Here is a 19,052-nt window from a genome sequence, read left to right on the forward strand (position 1 = left end):
GATGGTTTTTTGGGTTAAAGCTTCGACTTACAAGGTTGTCTTTTGATCGCCGCCACCGGCCAGACCATTGGCCTGCTGGTGCTGGCGGCCATGGATTCGAAGACGCGCGACGTCGAGTCCGTGCTTGGCGATTTCCGGCGCTGCCTGAACTCATACGACAGCTGGGCGCAGAGCTTCTTGAGCTTTTCGGCGCTGGATGTCGAGCAGGTATTCAAGGTCGGCAATGAAGTGGCGCTGGTCGCGCCGATCGACCGCTCGATCATTCCCAGCACTACCGTCGCCACCTGCCAGGCCAACGGCACGTTGACCCTGGTGCACATGTTCCAAAGCGCGCGTTTTGTGCCCATCGGCAATACGCCGGTGGTGCTGCAACGTGTCGATCCCAACGGTGGCCCATTGGGCGAGCCGATCCACAAGACCATCGGCCCCAGCGGCATTCTGCAAATCACCGAGTGTGATCGCAACCAGCAGTACCGAGTCAATTTTTACCCCAACGTTTCCAGCGAACACTTCAAAGCGCTGTATGCCTCGTATCAATCGGTGATCGCGCCGCTGGAAGGCTGGCTGCGCAGCGAGTGGAGCGGCACGTTTGCGCCGTTGTGGCAGGACTACTCTGAGGCCAATTTCCTCAAGCGCTATCTTGTGCTGGATCAGGCGTATGCCAAGGGATTTGGCGAGGCGCTGTACTCACTGTGGGACAGCCTCAAGCAGCTGTTTGAGTGGCTTGCACACCCGCTGGACAACGCTGAAAAACTGCTGAGTTACCTGTCCCAGGTCGAGTTTGAACAGCTGCTGAACGTCAGCGCCGAGACGCTTGCGAAAGGTTTGCTGGTGCTCAGCGATGAACCGCTGCTGTTTATCTACCTGTCGGCCATGGTCAGTTGGATGCGGTTGTTGCCGCCGGCGTACATGAACGAGTTGCTGGGCGAGATCAGCGCCGACGTGCTGATCAACCTGTTGCTGGCCCTGGCCACTGGCGGCATGGGGATTGCGATACGCATGAGCGCCCAGGTGCTGGGCGGCATCAAGTCCCGGCGTGCGCGTAAGTGGTTGGAGCAACTGGCCGGGCAATTCGGTAAATCTCGCCTGGATGAGCATGTCGAAGCCGCCAAGCCGATCTTGCTGGGCAGTACCGCGACACCGATCAAGACCGTGCCGGTTGCGCCGCTGAAGGCTGGAGATCAGTTGGTTGCCAACCCGGTGCCGGCGGTGCGCGGCAAGACGCAGCAGACCGCGTTGGTGCGCCAGGAACCTGTGGATGATGTGCCGGCTTCGGGCAAGAACCTCAATGGCGATGCGGCGGCACCTGCGGACAAAACCGTTACCAACGGTTGCCCGGTGTCGATGGTTACCGGCGAGGAATTACTGACACTTACCGACGGCACCCTGGACGGGGTTTTGCCGTTCGAGTGGACGCGGTTGTATCGCACCAGTGCGGTGGAAGTGGATGGCGGGTTGGGGTTTGGCTGGAGCCATTCGCTGGCGCAGCGGTTGGTGGTTTCGGGTGATTCGGTGGTGTGGACGGATCATGAGAATCGCCGTACTGAGTTTCCGTTGCCTACCGCTGCTCGACCGGCGATTACCAATAGCTTGGCTGAAGCGGCGATCTATTTGGGCGACTTGCCCGATGAACTGGTGCTGGCCCAGGCGTCGCGGTTCTATCACTTTCACGATGGCGTGCTGGTTGCCATCAGCGATGCGTATGACAACCGGCTGCGAGTTTTTCACGATCGTCTGGGGCGGGTTGAGCGGCTGGATAACGGTGTGGGTCGCTCGCTGTTTCTGCGTTATGAGGCGGGCCGCATTGTGGCGGTGGACTATCAGGTTCATCGCGCCAAAGGGCACGAACCCTTCGAATGGGTGACGGAACAGAAGGTTGTTTCCTACGCCTATGACGACCTTGGCCGTCTGGTTTCTGCGACCAATGCTGTGGGTGAAAGCGAGGTTTATCGCTACAACGAGCAGCACGTCATTCTTGAGCGCGGGCTGGCCGGAGGGGCGAGTTTCTTTTGGGAATGGGAACGGGCAGGCAAGGCGGCGCGATGTGTTCGGCATTGGGCCAGCTTTTCGCAGATGGATACGCGGTACGCCTGGGGGGATGACGGCCGTGTCACGGTGCATAACGCTGATGGCAGCCGGGAAGTCTATGTTCACGATGACCGCGCACGGCTGGTGCAGCGCATTGATCCGGACGGTGCTGAGCACTTCAAGTCTTATGACGACAAGGGTCGGCTGACGGTCGAGCAGGATCCGCTTGGGGCGGTGACGGCATACCAGTACGACGAAGCCGGACGTTTGGTGGCGTTGTTTCCGGGGGATGATGAGCCGACGTCCTACGAGCATGACAACGGTTTCGTGCGGGTTGTACGCCGTGGTGGGGCGGTTTGGAAATATGAGCGTAACGATCAGGGCGACGTCATTCGCAAGACCGATCCTGGCGGCAATGTCACGGACTACAGCTACAACAAATATGGGCAACTGACGGGGGTTTGGTTTCCCGATAACAGTTGCCATCGGCTGGTCTGGAATGAGCGGGGGCAGTTGCTTGAGGAGCTGCTGCCCAATGGGGGTATCAAACGTTATCGCTATGACGATCTTGGGCGACAGATCACGCGGGAAGATGAGCACGGTGGTCTCACGCAGTACCAATGGGACGCTGCCGGGCGCCTGCGAAAACTAACCCAGCCAGGCGGCGCAACACGCGAATACAGCTACAACGCCTACGGAAAAATCACCGCCGAACACGACGAACTCGGCCACGTCACCCGCTACGAATACGCCGACGGCCTGCACTTGATCAGCCGCCGTATCAATGCCGACGGCAGCCAGGTCAAGTACCGCTACGACAATGCACGCCTGCTGCTGACTTCCATCGAAAACGAGGCAGGCGAAACCTACCGACTCGATTACCACCCCAACGGCCTGATCCAGCAGGAAATCGGCTTTGACGGCCAGCGCACGGCTTACGTGTATGACCTAAACGGCAACCTGACGGAAAAAACCGAACACGGCGACGACGGCAGTCAGCTCGTTACCCGCTACGAGCGAGACCACGCCGGGCGCCTTGTAAGAAAAACCCTGCCAGACGGCAATGTTGTCGACTATGCCTACGACCGCCAAGGCAATCTCCTCAGCGTCGACGACGGCCACTGGGCGCTCGCCTACGAATACGACCCACAAAACCGCCTCACCGCCGAACACCAAGGCTGGGGCACTTTGCGCTATGGCTACGATGCCTGCGGGCAGCTTAAAAACCTGCGCCTACCGGACAACAACCGCCTCACCTTCAACCACGACAAAGGCGGCCACCTTTCCACCGTCGAACTGAACGGCGAAACCCTCACCTCGCACCTGTTCAAAACCGGCCGCGAACACCAACGCCAACAGGGCCAGCTCCTCAGCCACTACCACTACGACGACCAAAACCGCCTGCACGCCCACGCCGTCAGCCAACAGCAACACACCCTTTACCAACGCCAATACGACTACGACACCACCGGCAACCTCACCCGCCTGCTCGACACCCGCAAAGGCGAACACCACTACCACTACGACCCCCTCGCCCGCCTGACCCGCGCCGACCACTCGCAAGACGTGCAGGAGCGCTTCGGCCACGACCCGGCTGGCAACCTGCTGATGCAAGACCGCCCCGGCCCGGACATCGTGGCGGGGAATCGGTTGATGATTCAAGGCGATCATCACTACGACTACGACGCCTTCGGCAATTTAATCCGCCAGCGGCGTGGCAAGGGTCATCAGCTCGTTACGGAATACCGCTACGACTGCCAGCATCGATTGATAGGGATCACACAGCCAAACGGGCAAACCGTCAGCTATCGCTATGACCCGTTTGGACGGCGGATCAGCAAAACGGTGAACGGAAAAACCACGGAGTTTTTCTGGCAAGGCGACAAGCTGGTAGCTGAACACCACGCGGATCGGCATCGCAGCTACCTCTACGAACCAGACAGTTTTCGCCCGTTGGCACTGCTGGAAGGCTTTGGCCCTCAAGACACCAAGCCCTACCACTACCAACTCGACCACCTCGGCACGCCGCAGGAGCTCACAAATCCCGAAGGCGAAATCGTCTGGTCCGCGCACTACCGCGCCTACGGTGAAATCGCTCGCCTAGACGTAAGAAAAATCGACAACCCGCTGCGTTTTCAGGGCCAATATTTTGATGCGGAAAGCGGGCTGCACTACAACCGCCATCGCTACTACAATCCAGATATTGGCCGTTACCTGACGCCGGACCCGGTGAAGCTGGCGGGTGGGATCAATGTGTACCGGTACGTGCCGAACCCTACGGGGTGGGTGGATCCGTTAGGACTAAGTTGTAAGGTTGGAGATTGCCCCGGTCCAAAGGGCAAACAAAAAAACAAGGCACCTACCGGGTTGTTAGTCACCCACGAGAGGGCAGGAGGACACCTGATTAGAAAACATGTCGGAAGGACAGATGAACAGCTGGCGGCGAGATTCGAGTCAGAGCCAAATCTCCCTGCATCATCTTCGTTCAAGTCTCTAGAGGAGGCTGAGACTATAGTTTCTAAAAGCTTGGCAAAACATCAGCAAGAAATAATAAACTTCAAAAACGGAAATAAAAGCAAACTCATAATTAAAGACAACTCAACCAACCCCGTAGGAGTAAGCATTTTAAAAGAAACTACAGAACCCATACCCGTTTATAATTTTGTGTTAGTTTTGAAACGCGCCAAAAGGATGCCAGATGGCTATCTATTGCTGACCGGATACCCAGAAAAATGAATGAACTACTGACAGAGCTCCAACAGTTTTTTGGTGCCTATTTCCACCAGGACTGGGTAGAAGAGCACTCCTCTGCTGATGAGGTTATCGATTCATTTCTGCTGGACTCGTCGAGAGACGTAATCATCACAGTAAAACAGGAAATTTTAGAATTGATAAGCTCATATAAGAACGAGCTGGACCTTCAAGAAAAATTGTTGCACGTATATAGTTGCTATTACTACTACCCAAACCAATGGGTATCAGGCCCTCTATGGCTGAATCACATAATAAACAAATTCGATATGTACTTATTAAAAAACATTAAATAGAAAACACCACTTACCTCACCGAAACGCCCCCATCACTGTGGCGAGCGAGCTTGCTCGCGCTGGAGCGCGAAGCGGTCCCAATGAGGGCGACACGTTTTTCCTGATGTATCGAGGGTAAGGGTTTTGGGGCTGCTACGCAGCCCAGCGCGAGCAAGCTCGCTCACCACAAAAACCTCACTCATCACAAAATAACTTACTCAGCACAAAACAGCCTACTCAGCGCAAATGACCTGCCAGCCACAAAGCCAGCTCACCCAGAGTAACCAGGTGAGCCGCCCCTCACCGCTTCGACAGCTCCATAATCATCCGACTCAACAAATAAACCCGTGGCGCCACGCTCTCCACCTCGGCATATTCCTCCGGCGTATGAATATTCCCACCGACAATCCCAAACCCATCCAGCGTCGGCGTCCCGACCCCGGCCGACAAGCTCGCATCTGCGGCCCCGCCGCTGCCTTCAATGGTCAGCTTGCGGCCCAGTTCGCCGTAGATGCCTTGGGCAATCGCGACCAATTTGTCCGACTCCGGCGTCTGTGGCATCGGCGGCAGGCCGCGCAGCAGGCTGGTTTTCACTTCAGTGTCCGGGATCAACTTGTTGGCTGACACCCGCGCCAGGTCTTTTTCGATCCGATCAAACTCTTCCGGCAGCGCGGCGCGCACGTCGGCTTTGGCGGTGGCTTGGTCGGGGATGACGTTGGTGCGGTCGCCGGCCTTGATCACGGTGAAGTTGATGGTGGTTTTCTTCTCTTCATCGCCAAGTTTGCCCAACTGCAGAATCTGGTGCGCGGCTTCCATGGCGGCGTTGCGGCCCAGTTCGGGGGCGACGCCGGCGTGGGCGGCTTTGCCTTTGACTTCGACCACCGCAGTGGCGCTGCCTTTGCGCCATACCACCAGGCCGTCGGCTGGGCGGCCGGGTTCCAGGTTCAAGGTTACGTCGTGGGCCTTGGCGGTTTTGCGGATCAGTTCGGAGGCGGCGTCAGAGCCGGTTTCTTCGCTGGCGTCGAGCAGGAAGGTGATTTGCGCGTAGTCCTTGAAGCCTTGGTTTTTCAGAACTTTGAGCGCGTAGATGCCGGCGACGATGCCGCCCTTGTCATCCATCACGCCGGGGCCATAGGCGCGGCCATCCTTGATATGGAACGGGCGCTCGGCGGCCGAGCCTTCCTTGAACACGGTGTCCATGTGCGCCATCAACAGGATCTTGGCTTTGCCGGTGCCCTTGAGGGTTGCGATCACATGGCTATTGTTGGCGGCTTTGTCCGGCACCAGTTCAATGCTGAAACCGAGCTGTTTGAGCTCATCTACCGCAATGTCGCGCACTTGGGTCAGGCCCGGCTCGTAGCCTGAACCTGAGTCGATATTCACCAGGCGCTCGAGCAGTTTCAGCGCCTCGGCCTTGTACTGTTCGGCATCCGCCTGGATTTGTTTGTGGGGTTCGGCGCTGTAGGCCGGCACGGCGAAGGACAAGGCCAGGGTGGCGGCCAGAAGGGTACGGGAAAAGGTGAAGAGCATGGACCGATCCTTGTTGTTGTGGGGAGGTGCTGCGCTACCCTACCCCACTAAACCGAGCGTAACCAACTGCCCTGCACGGAGCTGACGCGGTTGCGGCCACTGCTCTTGGCTTCATACAGCGCCTGGTCGGCGTCGTTGAGCCAACTGGTGGAGTCGGTATGAGCCGGCTGGTACGGCGCCAAGCCAATGCTCAAACTGGCACGCAGGGTCGGGTCTTGCGCATAGGCCAGCGCACTGAAGCGATCACGCAAAGCGTCCATCACTTCGGTGGCGCGATTGAGTGGCATGCCCGGCAGAATCACACAGAACTCGTCGCCGCCATAACGCCCGGCCAGGTCGGACGCGCGCAGGTTCTGGCGCAACACCTTGCTGAGTTGGCGCAGCACGATGTCGCCGGTGACGTGGCCGTAGGTGTCGTTGATGGTCTTGAAATGGTCGATGTCGATCAGCGCAATGGCCGCGCCCACCTGTTCACGGCGGCAACGCTGGAACTCGATTTCCAGGTGGTCCTTCCAGGCACCGTGATTGAGCAGGCCGGACAGGCTGTCGGTGCGGCTCAAGGCCAGCAACTCGCGTTTATGGCGGGCCAGGGTCACGGCCTGGCGGTAGCAGATCCAGCCCAGCGCCAGGGGATAGAGCATCAGGATCGGCAGGCACGCGTACAGCTGCGTCTCGCTGGTCACCGCGATAAACGCCGGCGCGAACACCAGCAGCGCGGCGCCGATGCCCAGCCCTTGCGCCACCCAGCCGGCGAGCATAAAGCGCGGCCCGCCGATGGCGACGTTGTTCATGGTCATCATCGACAGCGTGGTCACGCTGGGCAGCGGGTTGAAGTGCATGGCACCGACCCAGAAGCCGCCGCAAAACGAATCGAAGAGTAAATTTCGCCGTTCGCTGCGCAGTGAGTTGCTTGCGCGGCGCGACAACTGGTAGGCCAGGTGCGGCCAGACAAAGGCGTTGATCAGCATCCAGGCCCACACCCACAGCGACGGGTGCAAGGGGTACATGCCAAATACCACGCAGACAAAACCCAGCGTCAGCCCCAAGAGCCGCGATTTGAACAGGCGCGAAGCGAGCGGAAGTCCATTTCCTCCGACGGCTGGCATGGTGGGGTGTAATCCTGGATGAGTGCCTGGAGTCTATCAGGGCAACGTCAAAGCGCCACTACTGCTTACCAGCTAATACTTCAGTGCGAAAACCCGCGCGCCAACATCAGCGCGACGCCCAATAGCAGCACCGCCGTGACCCGTTGCAACAGTACCCGGCGCTTGGGGTTTTCCAGCACGTGCTTGATGCGCTGGCCGAAATAGCAGTACAGGCAGCCGCTGGCAAACTGCAGGGTCAAAAACGTCAGCCCGAGGATGGCGATATCCGCCGCCGAGCTGTGTTCGCCTGCACCGGCAAACTGCGGGAACACGGCGCTGAACATGATGATGGTCTTGGGGTTGGAAAAGCCGGTGAGCAAACCCTTGCCGAACAGGCTGCGCGAGCCTTCCACGGCGCCGCCCTGGTTGATCGACACACCGCTGCTGGTCCACTGCTTGTAGGCCAGGTACAGAATATAAGCCACGCCGACAAACTGGATGGTCTGGGTAATGGCGAGGTTGCCCTTGATCAGTTCCGAAAAGCCCACGGCAAAGATCAGGATGGAAATCAGGTAGGACACACTGGCGCCGATTTGCGCCGGGATCGAACTGCGCAAGCCGTCCTTCAAGCCCAGGCTCAATAACAGCAGGGTCATGGGGCCGGGGCTGAAGGTCATGGTGGCGCAAAACAGCAGGAAGTAGAGAAACGAAGACAGCGTTAACGCACTTGTCATGGGGCCAGAACCTTGGAGTGATAAAAACAACCACGGGGCGCGCTTGAAACGCGCGCCCCTGGGCCTGTCAGGCGACGGCAATTTCAGTGGTCAGGGATTCACGGTACATCAGCGCCAGGTCGGCCAGGGCAGCCTTGGCGGTCTGGTTGCGGGTTTCGAACGCCACCAGGCCCTTCCAGTTGGTCTCAACGATGGCCTGCACCACATCGGCGTAATCACAGTTGCCGTCATGAATGCCGAAGTGCTGATCCTGCACGCCATTGTTGTTGCTGAAGGAAATGCCCTTGATCAAGTGGTGATACTTGCGCACCACCTCGGCCGGCAGGCCGTTCTCGATGTTGGCGTGGCCCGCATCCAGGAAAAAGTACACGTTGCTGTGGGCCTGCAGGCGCTCGAACACAAAGGCGTATTCGGCTTCGTGGGTGAAGATGTAGTGGAACGGCCGGTAGTTGACGTAGTTGGACAGGTTCTCCAGGTAGATATCCGTGCCCTTGGCCTCGGCGTAGCTCGCCAGTTCCTGTACCGACTTGAGGTAGTGCTCCAGCGCAACCTTCTTGGCCATCAGCACCATTTTCGGCTCGACGATGCAGCCGCCGTGGATGATCAACGGCGCGCCGAGGCGGCTGGCGATATCAATCTCTTTTTTCACGTAGTCCACCGCCGCCGCGCGGAACGCCTCGACATCACTGCCCAGCGGCGCCTTGAAGTTGCCGTGGAAGATCGGCTTGACGCCGGTGGCGGCGATTTGCGCCTGCAGGCTCTCAATGCGCGCATCGGTCCAGTCGTCGACCATCTCGCCGAACAGGCTGCCGTCGATGTACCAATGGGTGCAGTCGCCTTCGATAGCGGTTTGCAAGCCTTTTTCGGCGCTGAGGTATTTCTGGTGTGCCACGCCGGTGCAGAACGGCACGGTGGGGTTGATCAGTTTGCTTTCCATGGAGCGATTCCTTTCGTTGATGGAGGATTAAAGTTCAATGGCCATAAAGTCGGCCTTGGTCACGCCGCAGTCAGGGCATGTCCAGTCTTCCGGCACCTCTTCCCAAGGGGTGCCTGCCGGGATTCCGTCCTCCGGAATACCCAATTCTTCTACGTACATAAAACCGCAGGGTGCGCACATATAAGTCTTCATGAGAATGCGAAATCCATTGCTCGCGTGTAAGAAACTTCGCCTGTTTCCGGCGAGATGGCGCGCAGTCTAGGGCAGCGTCATTGCACAAGGCAGGTAAAGTGGTGCCTAATCCGGCCTAACTTCACCGGTAAAAGCACCGGCAAAGACAAGGAAGGTTCATGTTTGTATCCGCCATCGCTTTTGTGGGAGGCACGCCCAAGGTCCAGCAGATCGTCGACGCCTTCAGCCAGGCCATCGAGGGCGGTGAATGGGCACCCGGCAGCAAGTTGCCGTCGGTGCGCGAACTGACCCAGACCCTGGGGGTCAGCAAGTTCACCCTAAACGAAGCACTGGACCGCCTGCGCGGGCGCCACCTGCTGACCTCCAGCCAAGGCCGCGGCTATTTTGTGGCGATGGAAACCGCACGCCCGGCCGCCGCCACCTGGGTCGACCTGCTGCCCCAGGACCTGCTCAGCGTGCTGCGCCGCCCGCTGGTCACCGCCAGTGGCGAGCTGCGCCCCGGTGGCGGGCACTTGCCGGAGGACTGGTTGAACGGCGAGGCCATCCGCCAAACGATGCGCAGCGTGGTGCGCGCGCCGTCACTGCGCATTGCCGGCCTGGGCACGCCGGCCGGGCTGCTGCCGTTGCGCCAGGCCCTGCAACAGAAGCTGCACGGCGAAGGCCTGTCGGTGCCGGTGGAACAGATCATCACCACGCCCAACACCGTGCAGGGCCTGGACATGCTTATGCGCCTGCTCGCGCGCCCCGGCGACACGGTGCTGCTGGACGCGCCGTGCTACTTCAACTTCCACGCCAACCTGGCCCTGCACGGGGTCAAAGTGGTGACCATCGAGCGACGCCCCGACGGTTTTGACTTTGCCGCGCTCGAACAACTGCTGGCCGAGCATCGCCCCAGCCTGTACCTGACCACCAGCGTGCTGCATAACCCCACCGGCCATTCCTTCAGCCCCGGCCAGGCGTTTCGCCTGCTGCAACTGACCCAGCAGTACCATTGCCATATCGTCGAGGACGACCTCTACGGCGACCTGCACCCCAACCCGCCGCCGCGCCTGGCCGCCCTCGCCGGGCTGGATCAGGTCACCTACCTTTCCGGGTTCTCCAAGATCCTCAGCGCCAACACCCGCGTGAGCTACGTGGTGGCCGCGCCGCAATTGGCCGCCAACCTCACCAACATGAAGTTGATGAGCGGCGGCGTGACCTCGGAGCTGTTCGAGCAGATCGTCTATCGCATGCTCAGCGAAGGCAGCTATGCCAAGCACCGCAAACGTATGGTCCAGCGGTTGATGGAGTCTGGCGGGCGCGTCGAGCAATGGCTCAAGCGCTGCGGCTGCGAGTTGCCGATGGCTTTTGAAGGCGGGATGTTTATCTGGGCGCGCCTGCCCAAGGGCGTAAACGGTGAACTGCTGGCCCAGGAAGCGCTGAAACGCAGCCTGGTGTTGGCGCCGGGCGCGCTGTTCGGCTACGACCCGGCGCACCTCAATTCAATGCGTTTTAATGTCGCCCACACGGACGAACCGCGCGCCCAGCGGGTGTTCGAGGCGCTGTTGCTCAAGGCCGTGCGCCACTGATTTTTGCTTCGCTGTGTATCTCGTTGTCGCCAGATACACTGCAATACAAAGGGCACAAGGCAAAGTCTGCGGCGATGGCTAGACTGCCGCCCAAGAGCATTTAACGAGGAAGGCAGCATGGATCATGTCGATCACATCCTGATCGTCGATGACGACCGGGAAATCCGCGAGCTGGTGGGCAATTACCTGAAGAAAAACGGCATGCGCACCACCGTGGTTGCCGATGGCCGCCAGATGCGCAGCTTCCTCGACACCACGCCCGTGGACCTGATCGTGCTGGATATCATGATGCCCGGCGATGACGGCTTGCAGCTGTGCCGCGAACTGCGGGTGGGCAAGCACAAAGCCACGCCGGTGCTGATGCTCACGGCGCGCAACGACGAAACCGACCGCATCATCGGCCTGGAAATGGGCGCCGATGATTACCTGGTCAAGCCGTTCGCAGCGCGCGAATTGCTTGCACGCATCAACGCCGTGCTGCGCCGCACCCGTATGCTGCCGCCCAACCTGGTGGTGAGTGAAACCGGGCGGCTGATTCGCTTTGGTCGCTGGCGCCTCGACACCACCGCCCGCCACCTGCTCGATGAGGACGACACGCTGGTAGCCCTCAGCGGCGCCGAATACCGCCTGTTGCGGGTGTTTCTCGACCATCCGCAACGCGTGCTCAACCGCGACCAATTGCTGAACCTGACCCAGGGGCGTGATGCCGACCTGTTCGATCGCTCCATCGACCTGCTGGTGAGCCGCTTGCGTCAACGTTTGCTGGATGACGCCCGCGAACCGGCCTATATCAAGACCGTGCGCAGTGAGGGTTATGTGTTTTCACTGGCGGTGCAAATCCTCGAGGCCGAGCAATGAAGCCATGGCGGTTCGGTTGGCCACGCACACTGGCGTCCCAGCTGTCGCTGATTTTTCTGATCAGCCTGGTGTGTGCCCATGGGTTGTCGTTCAGTGCGCAGTTCTATGAGCGCTATATCAGTGCGCGCACGGTGATGCTCGGCAACCTGGAAAACGACGTGTCCACCTCGGTGGCCATCCTCGACCGCCTGCCCGCCAATGAGCGCGCCGGTTGGCTGGCGCGTATCGACCGGCAGAATTACCGGTACTTGCTCAACGCCGGCGAGGCCGGTGAACCGATGAGCAGCAACGACGTGCCCATGGCGGCCACCTCGATTGCGGACGCCCTGGGCGAGCACTACGCCCTGACCTTTCGCGAGATTCCCGGCATCCAGAAACACTTTCAGGTGCACCTGACCCTGGCCGATGGCAACCCGATCACCCTCGACGTACGCCCCGCCGCCCTGCCCGTGGCCTATTGGTTGCCGGTGGTGCTGGTGCTGCAACTGGCGCTGCTGCTTGGCTGCACCTGGGTCGCGGTGCGCCTGGCCGTGCGCCCGCTGACGCGCCTGGCGCGTGCGGTCGAAACCCTCGACCCGAACGCCCATCCCACGCCCCTGGACGAAAGCGGCCCGAGTGAAGTCGCGCATGCCGCCGCGGCGTTCAATGCCATGCAACAGCGCATTGCCGAATACCTCAAGGAGCGCATGCAGATCCTCGCGGCGATTTCCCATGACCTGCAAACGCCGATCACCCGCATGAAACTGCGCGCCGAGTTTATGGATGACAGTGCCGATCGCGACAAACTGTGGAACGACCTCAGCGAAATGGAGCACCTGGTGCGTGAGGGCGTGGCGTATGCGCGCAGCGTTCATGGCGCCACCGAAGCCAGCCACCGCATTGACCTGGACGCCTTTCTCGACAGCCTGGTGTTTGACTATCAGGACATGCAAAAGCAAGTCAGCCTGCACGGCAAAAGCGCGATGATCCTCGACACCCGCCCACACGCACTGCGCCGCGTGTTGGTGAACCTGGTGGACAACGCCCTTAAATTTGCCGGCAGCGCCGAGCTGGAAGTCAGTTCGACAGCCCATGGCGAGCTGTCGATCAAGGTGTTGGACCCAGGCCCGGGGATTGCCGAAGACGAACTGGCGCAGGTCATGCAGCCGTTCTACCGGGTAGAAAGCTCACGCAACCGCGGCACCGGCGGCACCGGGCTGGGGTTGGCAATTGCCCAGCAACTGGCGGTGGCGATCGGCGGCTCGTTGACCTTGAGTAATCGGGTCGAGGGTGGCTTGTGTGCCGAGATTCGTTTGAGCGTGTAGCCGCTTGAGATTAATGCGCCCTGCTAATAACCTTAACAAATAATAATTCAATTTTTTAATAATTAGGTTAGAACCAACAGGCATTTTACAGACCCCGCCACTGCCCTTACTTTTGACTCGAGTGACCGACCCCACGCCCGGAGGAGGTGTTAATCGCGCAATCGACAAGGACAGACCATGAGCATCGAATTTATCGGTTACATCGGCGGCCATCACGCTTCCGAGATTCACCCGCGCAGCGGCCCTACCCTGCAACCGGACTACGTCGAAACCGTGGCCCGCGCCCACGAAGAAGCAGGTTTCGACCGCGCGCTAGTGGCGTTTCACTCCAACAGCCCGGACAGCACGCTGATCGCCGCGCACGCTGCCAGCGTGACCCAAAAGCTGCAGTTCCTGATCGCCCATCGCCCAGGTTTTGCCCAGCCGACCTTGGCCGCACGCCAGTTCGCGACCCTGGACGTGTTCAACGGTGGGCGCACAGCCGTGCATATCATCACCGGCGGCGATGAACGTGAACTGCGCGCCGATGGCAGCCATATCGGCAAGGACGAACGCTACGCACGTACCGACGAATACTTGAGCGTGGTGCGCCAGGAATGGACCAGCGAACAGCCCTTCGACTTCAGCGGCACCTACTATCAGGTCGAAGGCGCGCACTCGACGGTGAAATCGCCACAGCAGCCGCATATCCCGCTGTACTTCGGCGGTTCTTCAGCGGCCGCGATTGCGGTGGCCGGCAAGCATGCCGACGTGTATGCGCTGTGGGGTGAAACCTACGAGCAGGTGCGCGAAGTGGTGACCCAGGTGCGTGCAGAAGCGGCCAAGCACGGGCGCACGATTCGCTTCAGCTTGTCGTTGCGGCCGATCCTTGCGCAAACCGAGGAATTGGCCTGGGCGCGTGCCGAAACGATCTTGCAACAGGCGACGGCACTGGCCGAAAAGCACGGTTTTGTGCGCCGCGAACCACCCAACGAAGGCTCGCGCCGCTTGCTGGCAGCCGCAGCGCAGGGCTCGCGGTTGGACAAGCGCCTATGGACCGGGATTGCCGGGTTGCTGGGCGCGCAGGGCAATTCCACCTCATTGGTCGGCACCGCCGAACAAGTCGCGGAGGCGTTGCTCGATTACTACGACCTAGGTATCACCACCTTCCTGATACGCGGGTTCGACCCGCTCAATGATGCGATCGACTACGGCAAGCAGCTGATCCCACTGACCCGCCAGCTGGTCGCCGAGCGTGAACAGGCCAAACAGGTCGCCTGATTAAAGAACACCACACAACCCATGTGGGAGCGGGCTTGCTCGCGAATGCGGTGGATCAGTCAATATTTGCGTTGACTGGCACGCCGCATTCGCGAGCAAGCCCGCTCCCACATTTTTGATCTTCAGTGGTTTCAAGTTCAGTTTTTGTAATCGCTATCCGTGCGCTCCAACTGCCGAATCAACGCATTCCAATGGCGCACCACACCCGGCCCTGCGCCATTGCTGAACACCTTGGCCTGCTCCTCCACCTTGGCCACCACCTCTGCCGGCGGGAAGATAAGCTCTGCATTGCCACCCGCCTGCGCCGCGATCTGGATATTGCACGCGCGCTCCAGCCCTTGCAGTTGCTGGAAGGCATGTTCCACGCTGACGCCTGCGGTTAACAGCCCATGGTTGCGCAAGATCATCACACTCTTGTCGCCCAGGTCGGCCACCAGCCGCTCGCGCTCATCCAGGTCCAGCGCCACGCCTTCATAACCGTGGTAAGCCACGCGCCCGGAGAACGCAATGGAGTGCTGGGAGATCGGCAGCAAGCCATCCTTCTGCGCCGACACCGCAATGCCGTCGCGCGTGTGGGTATGCAACACCGCTTGCAGGTCATGGCGCGCGCCGTGGATGGCGCTGTGGATCACATAGCCTGCGTAGTTGATACCCAGGCCGGTCGGGTCGTCGACAATCGTGCCGTCGAGGTCGACCTTGACCAGGTTGGAGGCGTTGATTTCATCGAACAACAGCCCGTAGGCGTTGATCAGGAAATGTTCATCCGGCCCTGGCACACGGGCAGAAAAGTGCGTGTAGATATGGTCGGTCCACTTGTACAACGCCGCCAGTCGATAGGCCGCCGCCAGTTTGACGCGCACCTCCCACTCTTCTGGCGTGACGCGCTGGCGGACGTTGCTGGAAACGCTGGAAATCGAGGTGACGCTGCTCATGGCAAAACTTCCTGGATGGCCTTAAGGACTTCCAGTCAGCCTAGGGGATCGCCAAAAATAATAAAAAGCACATTTTAATCTAAGCTAATTATTATTTTTTTTTATAAAAATAACCGACTACCACATAGATAGTTCCCACGCTCCGCGTGGGAACGATCAGTCTGCAGCCCCTCAGGCTCACGCAGCATTGCGGATCTTGTGTAAAGAGGCCGCCACCAGCGTCCCAAAGGCATCCACCGGCCCTTGCAGGTTGCCCAAAAAGTGCGGGTAGATCAGCCACAAATCCATCACCGGCTTGAAGTCCTTGAGCGGCACCACCGCCAATTGCTCAAGGTGTGCACTGCGTTCCAGCAGCGGGCGCGGCACCAGACCCAGGCCCAGGCCGTCCGCCACCAGGCCCAGTTGCAACTCGGTGCCGAAGGTTTCCAGGTTCACCCGCAGCGCCAGGCCCTGGTCGGACAAGGTGCGCTGCAAACCGGCACGAAAACCACAGCCATCCGGGTTGAGAATCCAGCCGCCCTGATACACATCAGCCAGCTTGCACGGCTTTTTCGGCAGTTGTGCCTTGGCACACACCACCACCAACTCCATCTTGCCGATGGACTCACCGACAATGTTGTCCGGGAAGATCTTGCCCGCCGGGAACAACGCCACCGCCGCATCCAGCTCGCCGCGCTCGATCTTGCCGACCAATTGGCTGCCCCAACCCGTGGCGACCTGGGCGCGCAAGTCGGGGTATTCGCTGCGCAAGTGCTTGAGCGCATCCAGCAGCACCACATCGCCGATGGTCTGCGGCACGCCCAGGCGCAACACACCGCTAGGCGGCGCATCGGTGGCCACCAGCTCACGCAGGGCATCCATCTCGCGCAGGATCAGCCGACATTGCTCATACACCCGCGTGCCGATCAACGTAGGTTTGAGCGGCTTGGTGTTGCGGTCGAACAGCTCCACGCCCAGCGCCTGCTCGAAGTTCTGCACGCGTCGGGTGATGGCCGGCTGAGTCAACTGCAACGACTCGGCAGCGTGGCTGATGGACTGGCAACGAATCACTTCGACAAAGGCATCGATATCGTCAATTTTCATTTGGGCCGCACATAGAGAACAGTCGTTAAGATGTGTGGCAAGCATAGTTGTCACACGGCTGTCTGGATAGCCTGCGCTGTGATCGATAACGTCTAACGCTATTCAGACCGGTTCTAAATTACCTAAAGCTATAAGCTAATCATTAAAAAATAGCATATTAACTATAAACATTATGCTTATATAAACCCATCAAGCCATCCCCATAAAAGTATTGATGGAACTGCCATGACCCAGGCTCGACACCCCGAAAGACTCAGAGCCTTTATAGGCGCCCTGGCCGAGCTGATTGACGGCAACCCACGCGAAGGCGACCTGCTGCACCGTGGCGGCAAGTTGTTGGCGCAGCTGGTCAGCCATGATGACTGGCTCCCCGACGAATACGCCCAACCCGACCCGGAACGCTACCAGCAATTTTTGCTGCATGCCGATTCGCGTCAGCGCTTCAGCATCGTCAGCTTTGTGTGGGGGCCGGGCCAAAGCACGCCGATTCACGACCATCGGGTGTGGGGCTTGATCGGCATGTTGCGCGGTGCGGAGTTTTCCCAAGGCTTTGAGCGGGCGCCCGATGGCAGCCTGGAGGCCGAAGGCAAACCGGTCCAACTGCTGCCCGGCCAGGTTGAGGCGGTGTCGCCCAAGGTCGGTGATATCCATCAGGTCAGCAATGCCCACAGCGACCAGGTGTCGATCAGCATTCATGTATACGGCGCCAATATTGGTGCCGTGCGCCGCGCGGTGTACCAGCCCGACGGCAGCGAGAAACTGTTTATCTCCGGTTATTCCAACGCCTACCTCCCGAACATCTGGGATTTGTCCAAAGAAAAGAGCCCTGCCCTATGACCACCGTATCGAACCGCAGCTTCGCCCAGATTCGCCAGGCCCTGTTGGACCGTGAAGAAGTCGCCTTGGTCGACGTGCGCGAAGAAGCGCCCTTTGCCGAGTCGCACCCGCTGTTCGCTGCGAATATCCCACTGTCCAAGTTGGAGCTGGAGGTGTATGCGCGTATTCCCCGTCGCGATACCCAAGTGACGGTCTACGACAATGGCGAAGGGTTGGCCGAACGCGCCGCCGCACGCTTGGTTGCGTTGGGCTACACCCAAGTCAGCCTGCTCGAAGGCGGCCTGGACGGTTGGCGTCGCGCCGGTGGCGAGCTGTTTATCGACGTGAACGTGCCGAGCAAAGCCTTCGGCGAGCTGGTTGAGAGCGAACGCCATACGCCCTCGTTGGCCGCTGAAGAAGTGCAGGCCCTGCTCGACAGCCAGGCCGATGTGGTGGTGCTCGACGCACGCCGCTTCGACGAATACCAGACCATGAGCATTCCCACCGGCATCAGCGTGCCGGGAGCCGAATTGGTGCTGCGCGCGCGTGAACTGGCGCCGGACCCGGCCACCCGCATCATCGTCAACTGCGCCGGGCGCACCCGCAGCATTATCGGCACCCAGTCGCTGATCAACTCAGGCATCGCCAACCCGGTGTCGGCACTGCGCAACGGCACCATCGGCTGGACCCTGGCCGGGCAGAAACTCGCCCATGGTCAAGCGCGCCGCTTTGCGCCGACCAGCGAAGAACACCGCCAGATCGCTGCACAGGATGCGCGCCGGGTGGCCGACAAGGCGCAGGTTGGCCGCGCCACGCTCGCCGACCTGCAACGCTGGCAGCAAGAAACCAACCGCACCACGTACCTGTTCGATGTGCGCACGCCGGAGGAATTCGAAGCTGGCCACTTGCCGGGCGCGCGCTCCACACCGGGCGGCCAACTGGTGCAGGAAACCGACCATGTGGCCAGCGTGCGCGGAGCGCGCTTGGTGCTGGCCGATGACGACGGCGTGCGGGCCAATATGTCCGCGTCATGGCTCGCGCAATTGGGCTGGGAGGTGCATGTACTGGACGACCTGCAACCCGCGAACTTCAGCGAACAAGGCGCCTGGGTCGCGCCGGTGCCGGCGCCCTTGCAGGCCGAACTGATCAGCCCCCACACCCTGGCCGAGTGGTTGCCCCATGGCGACACGGCGGTGCTGGATTTCACCCCCAGCGTCAACTACGTCAAACGCCATATCCCCGGTGCCTTCTGGGCCTTGCGCGCGCAATTGCCCCAGGCCCTGGCCAAAGTGCCGCCTGCCGAACGTTATGTGCTGACCTGCGGCACCAGCCAACTGGCGCGCCTGGCGGTCGCTGAAGTAGAAGCCATCACCGGCAAGCCGGTCTTTCTGCTGCAAGGTGGCACGCTTAACTGGATCGCCGAAAAACTGCCGCTGGAAGAAGGCGAGACCCATCTCGCGTCACCGCGTATCGACCGCTACCGCCGCCCTTACGAAGGCACCGACAGCCCGAAGGAAGCCATGCAAGCGTACCTGGACTGGGAATTCGGCCTGGTCGACCAACTGGCGCGCGATGGCACCCACGGTTTCTACGTGATCTGAACCACCTTCACGCCTGCCCCACACCGGGGCAGGCCGCACCGACCCCTTGCCAGGCGGAGGTAACCCACACTTTTTCAATTTGCCTGGGATTTATCCAT

At 60.1% G+C, this 19,052-nt stretch carries 15 protein-coding genes; 8 read left to right on the top strand and 7 right to left on the bottom strand.

The window, feature by feature from the left end; genetic code table 11:
• Window positions 1-90 precede the first annotated feature (90 nt).
• Window positions 91-4,764 (top strand): RHS repeat-associated core domain-containing protein, encoded by a 4,674-nt coding sequence (locus FFI16_RS14935; protein WP_138817409.1) that lies wholly within the window; start codon window positions 91-93, stop codon window positions 4,762-4,764.
• Window positions 4,761-5,075, top strand: a complete 315-nt coding sequence (locus tag FFI16_RS14940; protein ID WP_138815652.1) for a contact-dependent growth inhibition system immunity protein — start codon at window positions 4,761-4,763, stop codon at window positions 5,073-5,075. The genes FFI16_RS14935 and FFI16_RS14940 overlap by 4 nt, the downstream gene beginning before the upstream one ends.
• Window positions 5,076-5,354: 279 nt before the next feature.
• On the opposite strand, the gene FFI16_RS14945 is transcribed toward FFI16_RS14940, so the two are convergent.
• The 5 genes from FFI16_RS14945 to FFI16_RS14965 all read right to left on the bottom strand — a co-directional run bounded on the left by FFI16_RS14945 (window position 5,355) and on the right by FFI16_RS14965 (window position 9,532).
• A complete protein-coding gene (locus tag FFI16_RS14945) occupies window positions 5,355-6,584 on the bottom strand; it encodes a M20/M25/M40 family metallo-hydrolase (protein WP_138815651.1) in 1,230 nt (409 codons plus the stop codon).
• A 47-nt stretch (window positions 6,585-6,631) separates the two neighbouring features.
• Entirely contained in the window at window positions 6,632-7,690 is a 1,059-nt protein-coding gene (locus tag FFI16_RS14950) for a diguanylate cyclase (protein ID WP_138815650.1), read from the bottom strand.
• Between the two features lie 80 nt (window positions 7,691-7,770).
• Window positions 7,771-8,403, bottom strand: coding sequence for a LysE family translocator (locus FFI16_RS14955; RefSeq protein ID WP_138815649.1), 633 nt, complete (start codon window positions 8,401-8,403; stop codon window positions 7,771-7,773).
• Between the two features lie 67 nt (window positions 8,404-8,470).
• The gene (locus FFI16_RS14960; protein WP_138815648.1) at window positions 8,471-9,340 is read right to left on the bottom strand and encodes a sugar phosphate isomerase/epimerase; all 870 of its coding nucleotides are present in this window, start codon (window positions 9,338-9,340) and stop codon (window positions 8,471-8,473) included.
• 27 nt (window positions 9,341-9,367) lie between these two features.
• Window positions 9,368-9,532 carry a rubredoxin gene (locus FFI16_RS14965; RefSeq protein ID WP_016968943.1) on the bottom strand — a complete coding sequence of 55 codons (165 nt, stop codon included), beginning with the start codon at window positions 9,530-9,532 and terminating at the stop codon, window positions 9,368-9,370.
• A 158-nt stretch (window positions 9,533-9,690) separates the two neighbouring features.
• On the opposite strand from FFI16_RS14965, the gene FFI16_RS14970 reads away from it, so the two are divergent.
• The 4 genes from FFI16_RS14970 (at window position 9,691) to FFI16_RS14985 (ending at window position 14,522) form a co-directional block, all read left to right on the top strand.
• A complete protein-coding gene (locus FFI16_RS14970) occupies window positions 9,691-11,100 on the top strand; it encodes a PLP-dependent aminotransferase family protein (RefSeq protein WP_138815647.1) in 1,410 nt (469 codons plus the stop codon).
• A 117-nt stretch (window positions 11,101-11,217) separates the two neighbouring features.
• On the top strand, window positions 11,218-11,958 hold the full coding sequence (locus FFI16_RS14975; protein ID WP_138815646.1) for a response regulator: 741 nt from the start codon (window positions 11,218-11,220) through the stop codon (window positions 11,956-11,958).
• A complete protein-coding gene (locus FFI16_RS14980) occupies window positions 11,955-13,262 on the top strand; it encodes an ATP-binding protein (protein ID WP_138815645.1) in 1,308 nt (435 codons plus the stop codon). The genes FFI16_RS14975 and FFI16_RS14980 overlap by 4 nt, the downstream gene beginning before the upstream one ends.
• A gap of 177 nt (window positions 13,263-13,439) precedes the next feature.
• Window positions 13,440-14,522, top strand: coding sequence for an LLM class flavin-dependent oxidoreductase (locus tag FFI16_RS14985; protein WP_138815644.1), 1,083 nt, complete (start codon window positions 13,440-13,442; stop codon window positions 14,520-14,522).
• A 137-nt stretch (window positions 14,523-14,659) separates the two neighbouring features.
• Here FFI16_RS14985 and FFI16_RS14990 read toward each other — a convergent pair whose 3' ends face one another.
• The gene (locus FFI16_RS14990) at window positions 14,660-15,454 is read right to left on the bottom strand and encodes a class II aldolase/adducin family protein (protein WP_138815643.1); all 795 of its coding nucleotides are present in this window, start codon (window positions 15,452-15,454) and stop codon (window positions 14,660-14,662) included.
• Window positions 15,455-15,631: 177 nt separating this feature from the next.
• Window positions 15,632-16,537 carry a LysR family transcriptional regulator gene (locus tag FFI16_RS14995; protein ID WP_138815642.1) on the bottom strand — a complete coding sequence of 302 codons (906 nt, stop codon included), beginning with the start codon at window positions 16,535-16,537 and terminating at the stop codon, window positions 15,632-15,634.
• Window positions 16,538-16,762: 225 nt separating this feature from the next.
• Between FFI16_RS14995 and FFI16_RS15000 the strand changes: the two genes are divergently transcribed.
• Window positions 16,763-17,374 carry a cysteine dioxygenase gene (locus FFI16_RS15000; protein ID WP_138815641.1) on the top strand — a complete coding sequence of 204 codons (612 nt, stop codon included), beginning with the start codon at window positions 16,763-16,765 and terminating at the stop codon, window positions 17,372-17,374.
• Complete coding sequence (locus tag FFI16_RS15005) at window positions 17,371-18,954, top strand: rhodanese-related sulfurtransferase (protein ID WP_138815640.1); 1,584 nt, start codon at window positions 17,371-17,373, stop codon at window positions 18,952-18,954. Before FFI16_RS15000 ends, FFI16_RS15005 begins: the two co-directional genes overlap by 4 nt.
• Window positions 18,955-19,052: the final 98 nt, after the last annotated feature.

The sequence above is a fragment of the Pseudomonas sp. KBS0710 genome (genome assembly GCF_005938045.2).
Taxonomy (GTDB): Bacteria; Pseudomonadota; Gammaproteobacteria; order Pseudomonadales; family Pseudomonadaceae; genus Aquipseudomonas.